The organism is Bacillus sp. FSL K6-0042 (assembly GCF_038006685.1).
GTDB lineage: Bacteria > Bacillota > Bacilli > Bacillales > Bacillaceae_G > Bacillus_A > Bacillus_A pseudomycoides.
Genome location: NZ_JBBOVS010000001.1, coordinates 1711981 through 1728507, shown reverse-complemented (window position 1 = coordinate 1728507; position 16527 = coordinate 1711981). Strand labels below are relative to the sequence as shown.

Annotated in this window: 16 protein-coding genes and 1 pseudogene; 9 read left to right on the top strand and 8 right to left on the bottom strand. The window is 34.2% G+C overall.

The features are described 5' to 3' along the window. Positions 1-25: 25 nt before the first annotated feature. Complete coding sequence (locus MHH45_RS08980) at positions 26-463, bottom strand: hypothetical protein (protein WP_016114045.1); 438 nt, start codon at positions 461-463, stop codon at positions 26-28. 406 nt (positions 464-869) lie between these two features. Continuing rightward, positions 870-2123 (bottom strand): ATP-binding protein, encoded by a 1254-nt coding sequence (locus MHH45_RS08975; RefSeq protein ID WP_016114046.1) that lies wholly within the window; start codon positions 2121-2123, stop codon positions 870-872. A gap of 135 nt (positions 2124-2258) precedes the next feature. Here MHH45_RS08975 and MHH45_RS08970 point away from each other — a divergent pair, with 135 nt between their 5' ends. Next, the gene (locus MHH45_RS08970) at positions 2259-3104 is read left to right on the top strand and encodes a DUF72 domain-containing protein (protein ID WP_016114047.1); all 846 of its coding nucleotides are present in this window, start codon (positions 2259-2261) and stop codon (positions 3102-3104) included. 386 nt (positions 3105-3490) lie between these two features. On the opposite strand, the pseudogene MHH45_RS08965 reads toward MHH45_RS08970, so the two are convergent. Then, positions 3491-3665 (bottom strand): annotated as a pseudogene (locus MHH45_RS08965) (winged helix-turn-helix transcriptional regulator). Positions 3666-3701: 36 nt separating this feature from the next. Here MHH45_RS08965 and MHH45_RS08960 point away from each other — a divergent pair. Continuing rightward, complete coding sequence (locus MHH45_RS08960; RefSeq protein WP_016114048.1) at positions 3702-3947, top strand: oxidoreductase; 246 nt, start codon at positions 3702-3704, stop codon at positions 3945-3947. Positions 3948-4000: 53 nt separating this feature from the next. Here MHH45_RS08960 and MHH45_RS08955 read toward each other — a convergent pair whose 3' ends face one another. The 4 genes from MHH45_RS08955 to deoD all read right to left on the bottom strand — a co-directional run bounded on the left by MHH45_RS08955 (position 4001) and on the right by deoD (position 7675). Continuing rightward, the gene (locus MHH45_RS08955; RefSeq protein WP_088094149.1) at positions 4001-4195 is read right to left on the bottom strand and encodes a DUF3924 family protein; all 195 of its coding nucleotides are present in this window, start codon (positions 4193-4195) and stop codon (positions 4001-4003) included. 131 nt (positions 4196-4326) lie between these two features. Beyond that, on the bottom strand, positions 4327-4857 hold the full coding sequence (locus tag MHH45_RS08950) for a tyrosine-type recombinase/integrase (protein ID WP_016114050.1): 531 nt from the start codon (positions 4855-4857) through the stop codon (positions 4327-4329). Positions 4858-4964: 107 nt separating this feature from the next. Further along, on the bottom strand, positions 4965-6779 hold the full coding sequence (locus MHH45_RS08945; protein WP_016132638.1) for a sensor histidine kinase: 1815 nt from the start codon (positions 6777-6779) through the stop codon (positions 4965-4967). 188 nt (positions 6780-6967) lie between these two features. Next, positions 6968-7675: a purine-nucleoside phosphorylase gene (gene deoD, locus MHH45_RS08940; RefSeq protein WP_016114052.1), complete on the bottom strand. Its 708-nt coding sequence runs from the start codon at positions 7673-7675 to the stop codon at positions 6968-6970. A gap of 583 nt (positions 7676-8258) precedes the next feature. Here deoD and MHH45_RS08935 point away from each other — a divergent pair. After that, a complete protein-coding gene (locus MHH45_RS08935) occupies positions 8259-9041 on the top strand; it encodes a hypothetical protein (RefSeq protein WP_140386056.1) in 783 nt (260 codons plus the stop codon). A 5-nt stretch (positions 9042-9046) separates the two neighbouring features. On the opposite strand, the gene mprF is transcribed toward MHH45_RS08935, so the two are convergent. Further along, positions 9047-11629 carry a bifunctional lysylphosphatidylglycerol flippase/synthetase MprF gene (mprF, locus tag MHH45_RS08930; protein ID WP_016132639.1) on the bottom strand — a complete coding sequence of 861 codons (2583 nt, stop codon included), beginning with the start codon at positions 11627-11629 and terminating at the stop codon, positions 9047-9049. A 218-nt stretch (positions 11630-11847) separates the two neighbouring features. On the opposite strand from mprF, the gene MHH45_RS08925 reads away from it, so the two are divergent. From MHH45_RS08925 to spmB, 6 genes are all read left to right on the top strand, one after another. Continuing rightward, positions 11848-12237, top strand: coding sequence for a hypothetical protein (locus MHH45_RS08925; protein WP_016114055.1), 390 nt, complete (start codon positions 11848-11850; stop codon positions 12235-12237). A gap of 23 nt (positions 12238-12260) precedes the next feature. Further along, positions 12261-12752 carry a DUF3907 family protein gene (locus MHH45_RS08920; protein ID WP_016114056.1) on the top strand — a complete coding sequence of 164 codons (492 nt, stop codon included), beginning with the start codon at positions 12261-12263 and terminating at the stop codon, positions 12750-12752. Between the two features lie 350 nt (positions 12753-13102). Continuing rightward, positions 13103-14017 (top strand): superoxide dismutase, encoded by a 915-nt coding sequence (locus tag MHH45_RS08915; protein WP_003206588.1) that lies wholly within the window; start codon positions 13103-13105, stop codon positions 14015-14017. A 109-nt stretch (positions 14018-14126) separates the two neighbouring features. Then, complete coding sequence (locus tag MHH45_RS08910) at positions 14127-15248, top strand: D-alanyl-D-alanine carboxypeptidase family protein (protein WP_016114057.1); 1122 nt, start codon at positions 14127-14129, stop codon at positions 15246-15248. After that, a complete protein-coding gene (gene spmA / locus MHH45_RS08905; protein WP_016114058.1) occupies positions 15241-15837 on the top strand; it encodes a spore maturation protein SpmA in 597 nt (198 codons plus the stop codon). Before MHH45_RS08910 ends, spmA begins: the two co-directional genes overlap by 8 nt. Next, the gene (gene spmB / locus MHH45_RS08900) at positions 15834-16364 is read left to right on the top strand and encodes a spore maturation protein SpmB (protein ID WP_016114059.1); all 531 of its coding nucleotides are present in this window, start codon (positions 15834-15836) and stop codon (positions 16362-16364) included. Before spmA ends, spmB begins: the two co-directional genes overlap by 4 nt. The last annotated feature ends 163 nt before the right edge of the window (positions 16365-16527 follow it).

Genomic DNA, 16527 nt, shown 5'->3' with positions numbered 1-16527 from the left:
AGTGAAAAAATTTTTAGCAAGTGTATTACTGTTCATTGAGGCGAATGATTACGTTGGAATGGGATTGTGAAGTGTAAATAATGGAAATTGTTCCTTTGCTAATTGGCTCATAAGGTAGGTCTTCTTCGTATTTTCCAATATTTTTATTGTGAATGGATAATGTGATTTCATCGATTTTCTGATTTTTATATTGTTCTTTAATTTTTTTAGCAATCTGATTCAGGTCATGATGGGAAGCAGCTTCTGTAATAATCATTCCTTTGATAACTTTTTTTTCTTTAGATGAGGAAGAGGATAGAGGGACTGTATTTTGTTTTGCATATAGTAGCTCATATGGAGCTATATTGCTGTTTTCTGCTGCTTTTGATGTAGCAGTATATTCTAAAGTTAAAAAGAATGCTGAGCATAAAAATATACATGACATAAGGGAAATCCAAAAGCGTATTGACAATAAGACTTTCATTTTCATCCCTCTTTCATATCATTGTCTTCTTTATCTATCATACAAAATAAGCGTTAAGCTAGAGTAAATTTGAAGTAAAGAAACGTAAAGAAGGAAATCAAATATTTAAGATGAGATGAATAGCATCTAGTTATTTCTTACTGTGTATGTGTGTTAGATTTGGAATGGAGGAAGAGACAGCAGTTAGAAAAGTGAAAAAAGAAACAGGAATAGACATCGAACGAATTAAGCTTTGTGGCATTTCTCATGAAAGAGGAAAAGGAATAGATAATACATATTGATTAGGGGAATGGATTGGCGGAGAACTAAGGACGTGTGCTGAAAGTTTATAAATCGTATATTTTCAATATATTTATTTAATTATATCAGTGGGGCTTCATCCCCACTGATTATTTTTAGGGATATGCTATAAGCCCGCCCCTTTTTGTGCTAATGGAATTGAGATGATAAATGTTGTTCCATTTTCATTACTAGAAACTTTTAAAGTTCCATTGTGATTTTGAATGATTTTTCTTGTTACTGATAATCCGAGTCCAGTTCCTGCATCTTTTGTAGAGAAGAATGGATCAAATATATAGTCTTGAATCGCTGGAGGAATACCAGTTCCATTGTCTTGGAAAGTAATGCGAGCAAAATTATCCAAACGATGACTAGTGATTTGAATGGACAAAGATTTATCACTTTTTGCATCCACAGCATTTTGAAATAAGTTTAGGAAAACTTGAACGAGCTCATGTCGATCAATATTCACTAATATGTCTTCTAAATCGGAGGATAAATTATATTCAATAGAAATGTTATGCAAAAATACTTCACTAGCTAGTAGCTGTTGGATATATTCACGTAAAAAAGTATTAATGGGAAATGGTTCTCTTTTAAATTCGTGTGCTTTTGAAATAGATAAAAATTTAGTGATGATACTATTGGCACGATCTAATTCAGGAATGAGTAAATTTTGAAAAAGCTCTTTATTAGAAGGTGAAACACTTTCTTGTAAAAATTGTAAATAACCGCGTACTGTTGTAAGTGGATTACGAACTTCATGTGCAATTCCAGCTGCAATTCGACCCGCTAATGCAAGTTTTTCGGCATCACGTTCGGTATTTAAATAATGAAAGACACTAATCACACGGAAGATTTCTCCATTATAGTCACGGATAATTCGATTGTCAGAAATACCATAATTTGTATCTAACACCTCTTCGTTGTAAATCTCTTTTCCGCTCCTTAATGTTTCTAAAGCTTTAATTTTTTCTTCAGGTAAGTTTAATAGCTTTTGAATTGGTTGACCAATTATATCGTTTCGTGATATTCCCAAATCATCTGCTGCAGATTGATTGCATAATGTAATGATGCCTTTATTGTCAATAAAGGTGACATGATGCGAAAATGCATCAAAAATATGAACAAAGTGTTTTTCAAGTTGCTCAAATAGAAATAAGGAATCGCAAGTTAGTACAAAGTTTGATTCTATATCTTCTTTTGGTATGCGATTAATGTAATGAGAAGTCCCTTTTTTATGTAATTGTAAACCTAGTTGTGAATTTTCGTATGTAAAATGATGTGGTAATTGGTTCACCAACTGTTCATAAAACTGTACTTTCTTTTCTAATTCTTTTATTTGATTTTCATGAGATAAAGTAGTATCCTCTTGAATCATAAATAAATAACTCCTCAATTTAAAAATTCTTCCATCTAGTATATCATATTTTTATAAGGATGCTCTTGAAGAAGATTGAAACTTTGTTAATTAGGTGTGTACTGATTGATAAAAATAGGATAAGGAGGGATAAGGGTGATTTCTATTGGATTAACAGGATGGGGAGATCACGATTCTTTATATATGGATTCCTATGAAAATAGAAATAAATTGCGAACATATAGTGAGTATTTTCCTATTGTTGAAGTAGATAGTTCGTTTTATGCGATGCAACCAGTTCGGAATTATATGAAATGGGCCGGAGAAACACCAAAAGATTTTTCATTTGTTGTTAAAGCGTATCAAGGGATGACGGGACATATACAGGGAGAGATTCCATTTTCCAATTTCGATGAGATGTTTGAAATATTTAAACAATCGATTATTCCACTTCAAGAGGCAAATAAATTAAAGGCGATATTATTTCAATATCCACCTTGGTTTGATTGTCAGAAGAAAAATGTAGATTTACTTCGTTATACAAAAGAAAAAATGGAAGGATTACCGTGTGCCATAGAGTTTCGAAATCAAACATGGTTTAATCCAAATATGCATGATAAGACATTACAATTTTTAGAACAGGAAAAGTGGATTCATACGATTTGTGATGAACCACAAGCTGGAATTGGTTCTGTTCCACTTGTATTAGAAGCAACTCATCCTGAAATGGCACTGATACGCTTTCATGGTCGTAATATTCATGGATGGCTTGATAAAGGAGAAAATTGGCGAGCAGTTCGCTGCTTATATCGTTATAATAAACAAGAGCTAGAAGAATGGACAGAGCGATTACATACATTGCAGAAAAAGACAAAAAACATATATGTACTATTTAATAATAATTCAGGCGGGGATGCTGCTGATAATGCAAAACAACTCATGGAGATGATGCATATTACATACGGCGAACCAAAACCAGAACAACTCAATTTATTTGAATAAACGCAAAAAAAAGAAAAACACTGTACAAACAGGGGGAATGTACAGTGTTTTTCTATATGAAAAAGAGGGGTAACAATGTTACTGAGCGTTTGGTTGATTCATCAATTGTTGGCTTCATAATAAATGATAATAGTTATCATTATCATTGTCAACGTTTTTTTCGTAAATAAAATAAAATAAAAAACTTGATTTTTATGTGGAAATAGCCTGATGTGGGTTTTGAATAAAGTTTGATTGTTATTAAAAAAATGCATCAAACTTTATGGTAAATATGCAGGTTTTTTCTTTTCTTATTAAGCTAACATAGTGGAATAAATAAGTTAAACATATTGAAACGATTGCTAACAGTCGTTTCAAAGTGAGCCGTCCTATCGATTCACGATTCCTCAGTTACACATTGCCGCTAAAATTGGCATTAGTGTCATTCCTTTTGCGGTTAAAGAATATTCAACTTTTGAAGGGATTGAGGATATTCTTTCCTTTTCACGATACCACTGCATTCTAATTCACTTAGTTGAGAACTTAACATTTTATTTTCCACTTCCCGCCGATAATGGACATTGTGTAATCAAAGGGACTTTGTTAGAAGCACCTAATGTGTATCCAGGCTATCAAGTACCTTTCGTAGATAAAATTCGTCATGAAGTAAATAGTAAGACGACAGCTGTTGGTTTAATTGAAAGTGGTAAACAAGCTGAAGAAATATTAAGGAATCAACGTGCAGACTTAATAGCGATCGGAAGGCCTTTATTAGTAAATCCATTTTGGAGCGTCAACGCATCGAAAAGTTTAAAAGTTGAAATAGATGGTCCTGGTGTATATAAGAAGTATTGGTACGCTTAATGTGTATTTAAAACAAAGCTTAAAGTTGTATGGTTTATAAAAAAGAACAGCGCTTAGCGCTGTTCTTTTTTATTTACATATTGTTGTAAATAAAATGGAGTTATTTCTTGAATAAACTCCCTTGAGATAAGTGATTGAACAAGAGTGCTTTCTGAGATTGTAGCACCTGTTTTCTTTTGATACGCTTGTTTTAATAAGCCGAGTTTTTCTGCTGTTTCTTTTGGTAATTCAATTGTTAGTGTGTTCATAATTTCTCCCCCTTATTACTAGAGTACCACTACAAAATAGGAGAAACAAGAAAAGAGAAAATGAAACATAAAAAAGGTTACCAAGTTTAAAGCTGGTAACCTTTTTTATGTATAAGAACTATGGTTGTTTTTTATGCAATACCAATATATTTTAAAGTTTTTGATGGGGTACTATGATCAAAGAAGTGTTGTAAAAATGCAATATCAACACCAGATTTATATGCACAATATCCCCAAGTTTTTCGAAGTGTATGTGAGCTAATCCCTTCTAAACCAACTTCTTTTGCAGCTTTGTTTAAAATATACCATGCATGCTGTCTTGTAATAGATTTTGTACCTTTTTGAGATTTTAATAATGGTTCATTTCGTTCCCATGTTTTACGTTCTCTCACATAATCTTCGATGGCCTGTTGTAGGTCTTCGTTTACAGCGAACCATTTATGTTTTTTTACTTTTTCATTGTAAAATAAAATGGAGTGACGAACATTTTCGTTTTCATCGATGACATCACCGACTTTTAATTGTAAAATCTCGCTTACTTTTAGACCGGAATTTACAGCTAATACGAATAATAAGCCATCGCGTTTCGAAGATTGTAAAAGTATATTTTTGATTTTTTCTAATTGTTTTTCGTTTTGAATAGGTTGTCCTACTTGTTTCATTTCACGCACTCTCCTCTTTTATATGTGTAAAGGAAAGGATTAACTTGTTTACTACTATAAAGGGAGAGTGTGAATTTCATGTGAACTCCTCGTGAAATTAAGACAAATTATTTGACTTCTTTTATTTTTTGTAAATCAAAATAAAAGACGACACTATCATTGGTGTTATATACACCATATTTGGCATGGTGAAGTTCCAAAATGTTTTTTACAATTGATAAACCAAGTCCAGTTCCTCCAGTATGGCGGCTACGGGAAGCGTCTAGACGATAGAAGCGATCCCATATTTTTTGTAAACTTTTCTCTGGGATTGGATTACCGGTGTTCTCAATTTCCACTTTTACTTTTTCTTCATTTTCTATGACACGAATACGAATTTCTTTACCATCAGGTGTATAGCGAATTGCATTGCTGAGTAAATTCACAACAACTTGCTCAATGCGATTGCGATTTGCTTCAACATATATAGAGGGATTTGCATCGATTTCTACTTGTAATTGTTTTTCTTCCACACTAAATAATAGCTTCGTATACACTTGTTGGACAAGTTCACCAAGTGAAAAAGTATTCATTTCTAGTTTATACGTGCCAGATTCTAGTTTTGCTAATTCTAGCATTTCTACGATGAGTCGATTCATGTTTTCTGTTTCTTCTAAAATAACATCCGTATAGTATGTGTTATCTTTGCTGACGCCATCTTTAATACCTTCTGCAAAGCTTCTAATAACACTCAGTGGTGTTTTTAATTCATGAGATACGCCAGAAATAAATTCTTTTCTAGTTTTTTCTAATTGGCGTTCTCGTTCGATATCTTGCTGTAATTTTGTATTCGCAACGTTTAATCGATCTATTCGATCTTTTAAGTTTACTGATAATGTATTAATACTACTAGATAAACCGCCAATTTCGTCATCTACTGAAACGGGTAACTTTTCGGTGAAATCAAAATTAGCCATTTTTTTTGTGACGCGGTTCATTTTAATAAGCGGTTTAACAATGATTTTTGAATAATAAAAGGATAATAAAATAATGACGAGAAATACGACAATTAAGGCATAAACGTAATAATCTTTTAAAACGAGCATTGCTTCATTAACAGGCTGTAAGGAGGTCATCGTAAAAGCAAATTCTTTAATTTCACCTTTTTCGATAACTGGCTTTACAAAAATTTGACTTTTTCCATTCTCCTCTTCTCCGATTGTAAATGTTGTCAATTCATTTGAATTTGTTTTACCTAGCATTACAGATAGTTCCCAATGCTGAATTCCTCGTAATGTCTCTAAATTATTTGCAAGACGAAGGTCGTTTTTGGAAGGAAGGTGTATTTTGGATACAATCCCTTGAAATGTATGGTCGCCAAGTCTTGTGTCTTTTGCATATCTATTTTTCTTAGCGTTTGTCCAATCAATATTGAATAATTTAAAGTCAGACATGATGTTATCATTTTGCCATGTATTATAACGAGTCGTAATCGTAACAGGTATAATTACATCTTTTTTTAAAATTCCTTCTATCTGAATAAAATCATCACTTTTTAACTGTAAATTCATAAACTTCGTATATTCATCGATTGTTAAAATATTGTTGAGTGGAATGGAATACGATTTATTTGATTTATCTACAATCTCAATATAGTAATTATTTTCATCTTTTATAATTCCATTTGGATCTAATAAAACGACGTCAGCGTTTGTTTTTTCGTGAAATTCTTGTTTGAGCTTTCTTATTTCCTCAAATGTTCCCCCACTCTTTTCATAACTTGATAAAAACTTTTCAAAGGCAGTTTGGACAGTTTGAACCTTCTTATTAATATAAAATGTTTCTAAAAACAATGATTGCCCAATGAAAAAAAGGAGGAAGGTAACAGTAAATAATGTTGATGTTAATAAAAATAGTTTAAAGACAATACTTCTTTTTTTCACTTCTTCACCTCATAAAAGAATATTCGCATAAATATTTTCTTTATTATAACAAACGATAAAAGAAAGTAGGGACCGAAAATCTTTTTCTATCTGGAGTTGTTTTTTATAAAAAGTCATATAAAGTAATTATTTAATTTAGAAAACAATAAAAAAGAACTCGCCAGACGTATGACAAGTTCTTTTGTACATTATGATTGAATTGCCGCGTCTAAAGCGATTTCAATCATTTCATTAAATGTAGTTTGACGCTCTTCAGATGTTGTTTCTTCTCCAGTAAAGATGTGATCACTTACTGTTAATACAGATAATGCATTTACACCGTACTTCGCTGCTAATGTATAAAGAGCAGTTGTTTCCATTTCTACAGCTAATACACCGTATTCACCAAGTTTTTTCACCATGTCCATGCTTTCACGATAGAATACATCTGCCGTTAATACATTACCAACACGAATGTGTAGTCCTTTTTCTGTTCCTGCATCATATGCTTTCTTTAAAAGATCAAAGTTCGCAGCTGGCGCAAAATCAAATCCAGGGAATGTTAAACGGTTCATGTTAGAGTCTGTGCAAGCCGTCATTGCGATAATTACGTCACGTACTTTTACATCTTTTTGAATCGCTCCACATGTACCTACGCGAATTAAATTTTTCACTCCATAGCTTTGGATTAATTCGTTAACATAAATAGAAATAGAAGGAACACCCATGCCTGTCCCTTGAACAGAGACACGTTTTCCTTTATAAGTTCCAGTGAATCCTAACATACCACGTACATTGTTATAGCAAGTTACATCCTCTAAAAATGTTTCTGCAATATATTTTGCACGTAGTGGATCGCCAGGTAGTAAAATAGATTCAGCAATTTCACCTTGTTTTGCTTCAATATGAACGCTCATAAAAATCCTCCTCGTTATGTATAGATATAAATTAACATCATCTGCATTATACACTAGGAATCCTGCCAATTAAAATCTTTTTCTTATTTGTAGTATATACAAAATACAACGTTTTCAATAGTTTGTTATTTATCCCGCATTAACGGGCAGTAAGACCCCCACCTCAAGATTCAGAGAGAAACAAGGAAGGTGGGTGGGGGATCAACTGCCCGTAAAAGCCCGATTGGTGAAGGCTAATAATCAGTGGGGGATGAAGAAAACCCCCACTGATTAAAGTTTCACTTTATTACATAGCGGGTTTTTGTAAAAAAGAAATATATAAAAACAAGTTGAAAAACCGATATAAACCCTTTCTTTTTAGGTAGGAGAGAGCATTCGACCATGCATAGAAGCGGTCAGACCCTCTTCCTGCCCCATGCCAAGTGAAAACAAAGAGAGAAAATAAGTAGCGGTCACCTTTTATTCTTCATAGCAACTACTTATATGTTGGAAAATCAAACTGGACATATGTAGAAAGAAGATGTAGCGATGTTCTTTTTATAGGTGTAATAGTCAGAATTATGTTACAATTTATAAAAAAAGTATGGCAGGTGATTGTTTGAAAAATCTTGTCATTGGGCTAATTGCGTTACTATTTATTGTGGCTGGTGGATTTTACATCCAGAAGTATAAAGGAACGACAGAAACAGCAGGGGACATTCGAGAGGTAAAATGGGATATAAAAAATAGAAAGGGAAATGAAAAAATAGATATTACATTTCAACTGTTTAATAAAAATAACAACGAAATTCGTGGAGTTAATGATCGTATTAGAGCTATTATCGTGGACGAGCAGTTAAAGGGAATTCAGCGAATCACTCCTGCATTTGCTGGAAATGGTTCATATAAGCTATCCTCAGGCGAAACGAAAGATAAAGCATATACGATTTTCTTATATGAGGATCATGGTAAAACAGAACAGTTCTTTTCTAGGAAGAATTTTGGGGAAGAGGAAAAAGAGAAGAAACAAAAGAATTTAATAGAAGATACAGTGCTCACCAAAAAAATTGGTGATTACCAAATGTCGCTTTTATTTGGAGCGCTACATCCAAATGAAGCAGCTACATTGACATTTCAGCTGCAAATAAAAAAAGGAGAAAGTGTGAAATTTAATTCCAATACTGGAGAACAAGCGACGCTTTATATAATCGATGAAAAACGAGAACATTTTTTATATGCAGTCCCTGTAAATGAAGAAGAGCAATTGCAATATCGTATTACATTCCCAGAGGAAGGGACGTATAAAATATGGGGAACATTTTATATAAACGGAAAAAAGTATGAAAAAGAGTTTATACTCCAAGTTCAGAAACGAAAAAGCAGCTAGTGATACTAGCTGCTTTTTCGTTTTCCTATTAATTTTGTTACGGCAAGCATTGTAATTGGCAAGGAATGATTTTTCCGGAATGCTAAATATTTTCCACTCCACGCCGGTTTATATTTTTCTTTAAAATGCCGTAAACCACTAAAACTATATGTATAACGAACGTTATTGAAAATTGCTGCAGCGACGCGCTCAGACCAAAAGGACTGTGTGGATAAACCAACATTAGAGAGCGGGGCCATACCGATGTTAAAGGAATGATAACTATTTTCTTTTGCCCATTGGAATAAATGAATAAAGATTGCATCCATAATCCCACCAGGTGCATCTGGATAATAACGCATTAAATCGATAGAAAGTTCACCAGTTTGGTAAACAGGCATAAACGTTGTAAATGCAATGATTTTTCCCTCAGCATCAGATAAAGTTGCAATAGGGGCGCGACTTATATACTCACGATCAAAGTATCCAAGAGAAAAGCCTTTTTCTTTTTTTCCCCCAAGCCAAGCGTCTGAAACATTTTTAAATTCTTCATATAACTCGTCTGAAAATGGTGGTTGATGAATGGAAAAGGTATAACCTTCACGTTCAAAACGGTTAAAAGTTGCACGTAATCCAGCACGCTTTTTCCCTGATATAGTAAATGTATTTAAATCAACAACAGCTTCTTCACCAAGTTTAAAGAAGTTATAGCCAAAATCATGGTATAAACTCATCCATTTGCTTTCAATTTGATAGAAAACGCAAATATATCCAAATCGATCCGCTTCAGCTAAAAATTCTTGCAGTACGTTACGAAAAGAAGACGGATCCCCAATTGGATCGCCGAGTACAACAAGTCGTTTTCCTGTTGTTGAAAATAAAAGAAGTGCTTTTCCATCACTACTGAAGAAGAATTGTTTATCTCCTAAAAAACCTAAATGACTTAGTACATTTCCGCCATATTCATCTAAGAAGTTTTGCAGACGTTTATCGTTTGCTGATTGCTCAGGGAATACACTACGATAGCGATTCGCGATAAGAGAACCGATGAGTAAAAAGGTTGGAACAAAGAAAGCAGCTGCAAGTGCACTTCTCTTTACTTGTGTAATATTACGAACGACAAAATCTGGCTTGAAAGCTTCTTTTGCTCCTGCGAATAGGATGCCTAAGTTTTTATACAAGTATAATGTTAGTAGTGAAAATATAAATACTTTTACTACATCGGAAAGCGAAATTTCCATTTTTTCACGTACAAATCTTTTGCGAAGCATATATAATACGGCTAGCACGATTAGTAAAATAAAGGTTTCTTCAATATCGATTCCTTTCAGTGTATTAAAAATGGCTGCTCCAATTAAAGAAACAATAGTCATATAGTAGGAACGTTTTGTTCCATAATAAATACCTCTTGATAGAATAAGGAGCAGAATTCCAAATGTTAATGATAAGCTAAAAGAAAATTGAATAAGATGTTTTGGAGCTAAAATGTGTAATGCGTGAGAACGATTTATACTCGTCGGTAAAATGGTCGATAAGATGACCATTAGGCCGGTAAAGACTGTTAAAGCAGCTGATGCCCATGGACCTAGCTTTCCTAAAAAATCACGTTGTAATGTCCAAATGACACCTGTTGTTTCTAAGGCAGGTGCAATAAATGGTTTATCTTCAATCTTTTTTAGGGCAGCTCCGGTCATTTCAAAAGCGGCAAAAATTAACCCGAGACAAAATGGTAAAATATAGTATACGAGGCGGTATAATAACATGGCAGGTAATAATACGCCTGTATCGATACCGTATTGTCCTAATCCAGTTAAAAAGACAAGGTCAAAGGAACCAAGACCACCGGGTACAAGACTAACAACCCCTGCTAATGCTGCAATAACATAAACCCCTAAAAATTTCCGGAAATCGATGTCAATTCCAAATAATATTAAAATAACATACATGACGATGCCGGCAGAAAGCCATTCCACTAATGAAACAAGTGAATATAGAACGGTTGGGTTCTTCTCTTTGGTTTCTTCTTGTCCTTCTATGTATTGCTTTTTTCGATTTTTAATTTTGGAAAATCCAATATATAGCGGTACAAAAAGAGCAAAAAAGATGAGGACAGGCCATAGCCAAGGTTTTTCATGTAAAATAAAACTTGTATCTAGTATTCCTATAAGACCGAGGAATGAGAGAAGGGATAATCCATTTATAAAAGCAGTTGTCATCCAAGCGATGCTTTTGATAAGTTTACCATTCTCTTTTACGTGGGGCCGATATAACATTGTCCGTATACCTGCTCCAACAAGTCCACCAAAACCGATAAATCCATTTAAGGTGTTAGCAATCCAAGAAACACGGAAAATCTTTTGAACAGGTACATCTGCTTTTAAATAGCGAAGCATAACAAAGTCATAAAAGAACATTGTTGAAACAGCAAACGCACCGAGCGTAATAGCTAAAAAGACTCCTCCAGTCGGAATGTTTTTAATTGTTTCAATTGCTTCTCGAAATGAAATACCTGACAATTCTTTCCGAGCTTGAAAGAATACAATGGTCAAGACAACAAATGGGAAAATAATTTTTCCAATTTGTAAGAAACGTTTCCACGAAAACGACATAAATACAACTCTCCTTGCATAAGAAAACTGAGACAATATTCTTATTATGACAAACTTCATGAAAAATAAAAAGGTAAATTGCAGGATATAAAAACTATTTTTTATATAAATATAGAAATATTATAGATTTTTTGATAAGAATTAATAATAAATTAAAATTTTATTTATTCAGAAAACCGAGTTAAAATAGAACGAAATAAGGAAGAGAGGGAAAGCGGATGGTTATAGTAGGTTACGCAGGCCATGAGCTAGAAAAAGCACAACCTAATACATCAGAAGATTTCTTTAATCGATCCGAAGTAACTTATATTTTGGGTGAACAAGAAAAAACATTTTCTGTATTATATGTCCGTTATTTTGAAGAAGTTTTACAAGAAATTACTCCGTTTGAAGGAAATCCAGTTTTTAAAATAGAAGAACAAGATATATATTTACGAGATATTGTTGCTCTAGCTTGTTTTATTAAAAATAAAGAATTTCGTGGGCAAAAGCGTGTATATATTAACAGGATAGAAGATTTTCAAAAATATTTTGATGATAAAACAGTGGTAAAAGTACAAGACATAATGGCTGAGTTACATAAAAATAAAAAGGTAGAAATAGCGTAAAATGGAAAAGGAGAGAAAAGGATATGTCTAATTCAATGGTTGAAAATCAAACGCATCAAGTTTCTGAATTTTTAGAAGAAGTGATTACTTTAATGACTGATTTTGTTAATTATCATACATTACCTTCTTTATTAGAAGAGTCACCAGAAGGGAATAAACATTATTATGAAGGTTTATTATCATCATTAAGACGACTCCTTGTATTTTGTGAAGAAGGCTTGGATGCGTGCCTTGTTTTATTGAGTAGTCAACCATTTCGAAAAACGGCTGCTGAGAGAACATTATATAAGATCTATCATCAAGTAATTGCTGAATTCTTTTCGCCAAAAAGTGATCAGTGGTATGAAAATAGTCGCTCGGCATATACAGGGAAAAATTCCATTGCTTTTCAACAAATACCGCCTAGCTCAATTGAAAAAGTAATGCAAGAATTAGAAGGGAAGTTTCAAACAATGCGTGAGGAGCTGGAATATTACGAAACGGACTATCAAACAAAGATGTTACACAAGTATTAATAAAACCATTTTCTTTAGGTGTGAGAGGGGATCCGGCCATGGATAGAAATGGTTAGATCCTTTTTCAGCCCCATGCGAAGTGAGAACAAAAGGAGAAAGTAAGTAGGGGTTCCTTTTTATTTTCATAGCCGCGACTTATATGTTGGGGAATTAAAATGAATGTATATAATAAGATGAGGGAATTACTGTCTTTGATTGTAGGGATAAATAGCTCTAGTATATGTTTTATATAAGTATTAGAGAATACTCAAAGAAGCTAGAGAAAGACTAGCTTCTTTTGCTGTTTTGTACGGTATATACGATGCGGGCGCTGAATATAGTTAAAGTGGATAGCATAGAGGAGGTGTCGTATGAATCAGCAAGGTGTATTTACGGATTATTTTCATGAAGTAGAAAATTGGTGTGAAAGCGTTCTTCACGTATTAGATAGTCGTGCAACTGAAGTTTATGACGTCCATATGCTTGCTTATAAAATTCAAATGCTATTAGACCGTATGAAAGAAAATGAGTATGAAACAGATGCTGAATTCCTGTATGAGATAAGTGATGATGTGGAACACATTCAGAATCATTTACAAGAAGTATTTATGCAAGAAAATGAGCAATATGAGTTATATGAAAGAACGTATACTGAGCGATCTGTTCCAATTGGGGGTCACACGCTTCCTCCGTTACCCTATCCATATAATGCGCTGGAACCATATATTTCTCGAGAGATTATGATGCTACATCATGATAAACATCATCGGAGTTATGTGGAAGGGCTGAATAAAGCAGAAAAAATGATGGAAGAAGCAAGGAAAACAAATAAGTTTGATTTAATCAAGCATTGGGAAAGAGAAGCGGCTTTTCACGGTTCAGGTCATTATTTGCACACGATATTTTGGAATAACATGAAAAAAGATGGAGGGGGAAGTCCAAGAGGTGCATTATCTCGAGAAATCGAGAAAGATTTTGGGGGTTTTTTACGTTTTCAAAAGCATTTTACAGAAGCTGCATCGAAGGTAGAAGGATCTGGCTGGGCTATTCTTGTGTGGGTACCTCGTTCGGGAAGATTAGAAATTTTACAAAGTACCCTTCATCAATTATTCACACAGTGGGATACGATACCGTTACTTGTGCTTGATGTATGGGAACATGCATATTATTTGCAATACCAAAATCGGAAAGATGAGTACATTAAAAATTGGTGGAATGTTGTGAATTGGTCCGATGTGGAAAAGCGATTTGAAAGTGCGAAACAGCTTGAGTGGACACCGTATTAGACGCATATTTGTGCGTCTTTTTTGCTGGTATAGAAAAGAATATTTCGTTCATATTTTAAGGGGCCAAGCATACACTTGTACAAAAAGTGCCAAAAGGACGTGGGGAAATATGAGACGAACTTGGATTGTCATTGCACTTATTATAATGTGTGCAAGTGTTATACCGATTCATACATATGCACAAATGAATGATGTAAGCGCCCATAATGCCATATTGATGGAAGAACATTCAGGACGTGTGTTATATGGAAAGTTAGAACATGAATCACAAAAAATTGCTAGCATCACGAAAATTATGACTGCCTTACTCGCTGCCGAATCAGGGAAAATGAAAGAAGCTGTACCTATTAGCGATAAGGCTGTTCGAGTAGAGGGGTCGGCAATTTATTTACAACCTGGAAAAAAAGTACCGCTAGAGGATTTAGTTTATGGTTTAATGCTTCGTTCCGGTAATGATGCAGCACAAGCAATTGCTGAAAATGTTGGGGGAAGCATAGAGGGGTTTGTTTATTTGATGAACGAAAAGGCGAAACAAATAGGAATGAAAGATACACATTTTTCAAATCCACATGGTCTAGATGGGGATGGAACGCACTATTCGTCTGCATATGATATGGCACTTTTAACACGTTATGCAATGGGAAATGAAACGTTTCGAAAAATTTTCGGAACAAAAACATATCAATCGAAAATGTGGGATTATCCATGGAAAAACAAGCATAAACTTGTAACTTCTTATTATGAATTTGCAACAGGAGGCAAGACGGGATTTACAAAAAAAGCAGGGCGTACACTTGTTACAACAGCTTCGAAAGATGGATTAGATTTAATTGTAGTGACACTTAATGCGTCTAATGATTGGGACGACCATATGTATTTGTTTGATCAAGGGTTTAAGCAATATGAGTTAACGAAGGTTCTAGGGCAAGGAGCGCTCTCTGGCCTGCAGGAAAAGAAGTATACAAATCATGTTTATATAAAAAATGATTTCGCTATACCGCTAACGAAAGATGAGAAGAAACAGGTTATGCTAAAGGTTGAACTTGATAGGAGTGCAAAATTAGTAGATGGAGAGAAAGTCGGTAAGACAATAGTTTATATTAATGAAGAAAAAGTAGGGGAACGTAATTTGTTTTATAGTAAGCGAAAGTTGGTTGCTACAACTGGAGTATATTGGAATGATGTGATAGAAATCTTCTCTCATATGTTAGGTGTTGGAACAGATGGTTAACCTCGTATGGGTGGCGATGGCGGTTATTGGGATTGTATATGCGATGATAAACGGAACGATGGAGGAAGTGAATAAAGCAGTCTTTGAAGGGTCAAAAGATGCAGTAACCATTTGTATTGGGCTGATTAGTGTTTTAGTCTTTTGGCTAGGGTTAATGAAGATTGCTGAAGAAGCGGGCTTATTAAAGAAATTAGTCTCATTTTTTATGCCAGTTGTAAAAAGATTGTTTCCAGAAGTACCAAAGGATCATCCTTCGATGGGATTTATTTTGTCAAATATGATGGCAAACTTTTTTGGGTTAGGAAATGCAGCGACGCCACTTGGTATTAAAGCGATGGAACAACTTAAGGAACTGAATGGAGGAAAGGATTCAGCAAGTCGTTCTATGGTGACATTTTTAGCTTTGAATACATCCGCAATTACATTGATACCGACTACTGTGATTTCAATCCGAATGACGTATGAATCGGCGAATCCGACTGAAATTGTTGGTGTCACGTTTATTGCACAAGTACTATCGATGATTGGGGCTATTTGGATTGACCGCTATTTTTACCGCAGACGGAGTAGAAAGGGGCGGAAAAAGTGAGTATTGTTAATACAATTTCATTATGGGTGATACCTTGTGTGATTGGTTTTATTCTATTATATGGCACGATAAAAAAAGTTCCAACGTACGAATCATTTGTAGAAGGTGGGAAAGAAGGAATCCAAATTGCTATTTCTATTTTACCATTTATGGTGGGGATGCTCGTATCCATTTCTATTTTCAGGGCATCTGGGGCTTTAGATGCCATGATTTCTGTAATGAAGCCAATGTTGGATATGATTCACGTGCCAGCAGAAATTGTACCACTTGCGCTCATACGCCCCATTTCTGGTTCGGCAGGATTAAGTATTACTACAGATTTAATTGCTACATATGGACCAGATTCATTTATTGGTAGGCTCGCTTCTACAATGCAAGGAAGTACAGATACAACGTTTTATATTTTAACAGTGTACTTTGGAGCTGTTGGTATTCGTAGAATGGGTGATGCTTTAAAGGTAGGGTTGTTTGCAGATTTAATTGGGATTATTTGTTCTATTGTGTTTGTTTCTTTATTGTTTCAGTAATCGGTATTCATTTTTTGAGTCAATTCGCTTATAATACGTATACGACCACTATTAAGGGTAGGCTTAATAGTGGTTTTTTTGTGGGATATTTTTGACAAAATAATGAACTTTTGTTGTGAACAACTATATGAGGGTAAACAATAATAAAGAATTGAAACCGAAT

Excerpts from the sequence above, each read along its gene's own strand:
- MHH45_RS08980 (WP_016114045.1), bottom strand. The coding sequence starts at position 463 with ATGAAAGTCTTATTGTCAATACGCTTTTGGATTTCCCTTATGTCATGT.
- MHH45_RS08975 (WP_016114046.1), bottom strand. The coding sequence starts at position 2,123 with ATGATTCAAGAGGATACTACTTTATCTCATGAAAATCAAATAAAAGAA.
- MHH45_RS08955 (WP_088094149.1), bottom strand. The coding sequence starts at position 4,195 with ATGAACACACTAACAATTGAATTACCAAAAGAAACAGCAGAAAAACTC.
- MHH45_RS08950 (WP_016114050.1), bottom strand. The coding sequence starts at position 4,857 with ATGAAACAAGTAGGACAACCTATTCAAAACGAAAAACAATTAGAAAAA.
- deoD (WP_016114052.1), bottom strand. The coding sequence starts at position 7,675 with ATGAGCGTTCATATTGAAGCAAAACAAGGTGAAATTGCTGAATCTATT.
- MHH45_RS08935 (WP_140386056.1), top strand. The coding sequence starts at position 8,259 with ATGGCAGGTGATTGTTTGAAAAATCTTGTCATTGGGCTAATTGCGTTA.
- mprF (WP_016132639.1), bottom strand. The coding sequence starts at position 11,629 with ATGTCGTTTTCGTGGAAACGTTTCTTACAAATTGGAAAAATTATTTTC.
- MHH45_RS08925 (WP_016114055.1), top strand. The coding sequence starts at position 11,848 with ATGGTTATAGTAGGTTACGCAGGCCATGAGCTAGAAAAAGCACAACCT.
- MHH45_RS08920 (WP_016114056.1), top strand. The coding sequence starts at position 12,261 with ATGTCTAATTCAATGGTTGAAAATCAAACGCATCAAGTTTCTGAATTT.
- MHH45_RS08915 (WP_003206588.1), top strand. The coding sequence starts at position 13,103 with ATGAATCAGCAAGGTGTATTTACGGATTATTTTCATGAAGTAGAAAAT.
- MHH45_RS08910 (WP_016114057.1), top strand. The coding sequence starts at position 14,127 with ATGAGACGAACTTGGATTGTCATTGCACTTATTATAATGTGTGCAAGT.
- spmA (WP_016114058.1), top strand. The coding sequence starts at position 15,241 with ATGGTTAACCTCGTATGGGTGGCGATGGCGGTTATTGGGATTGTATAT.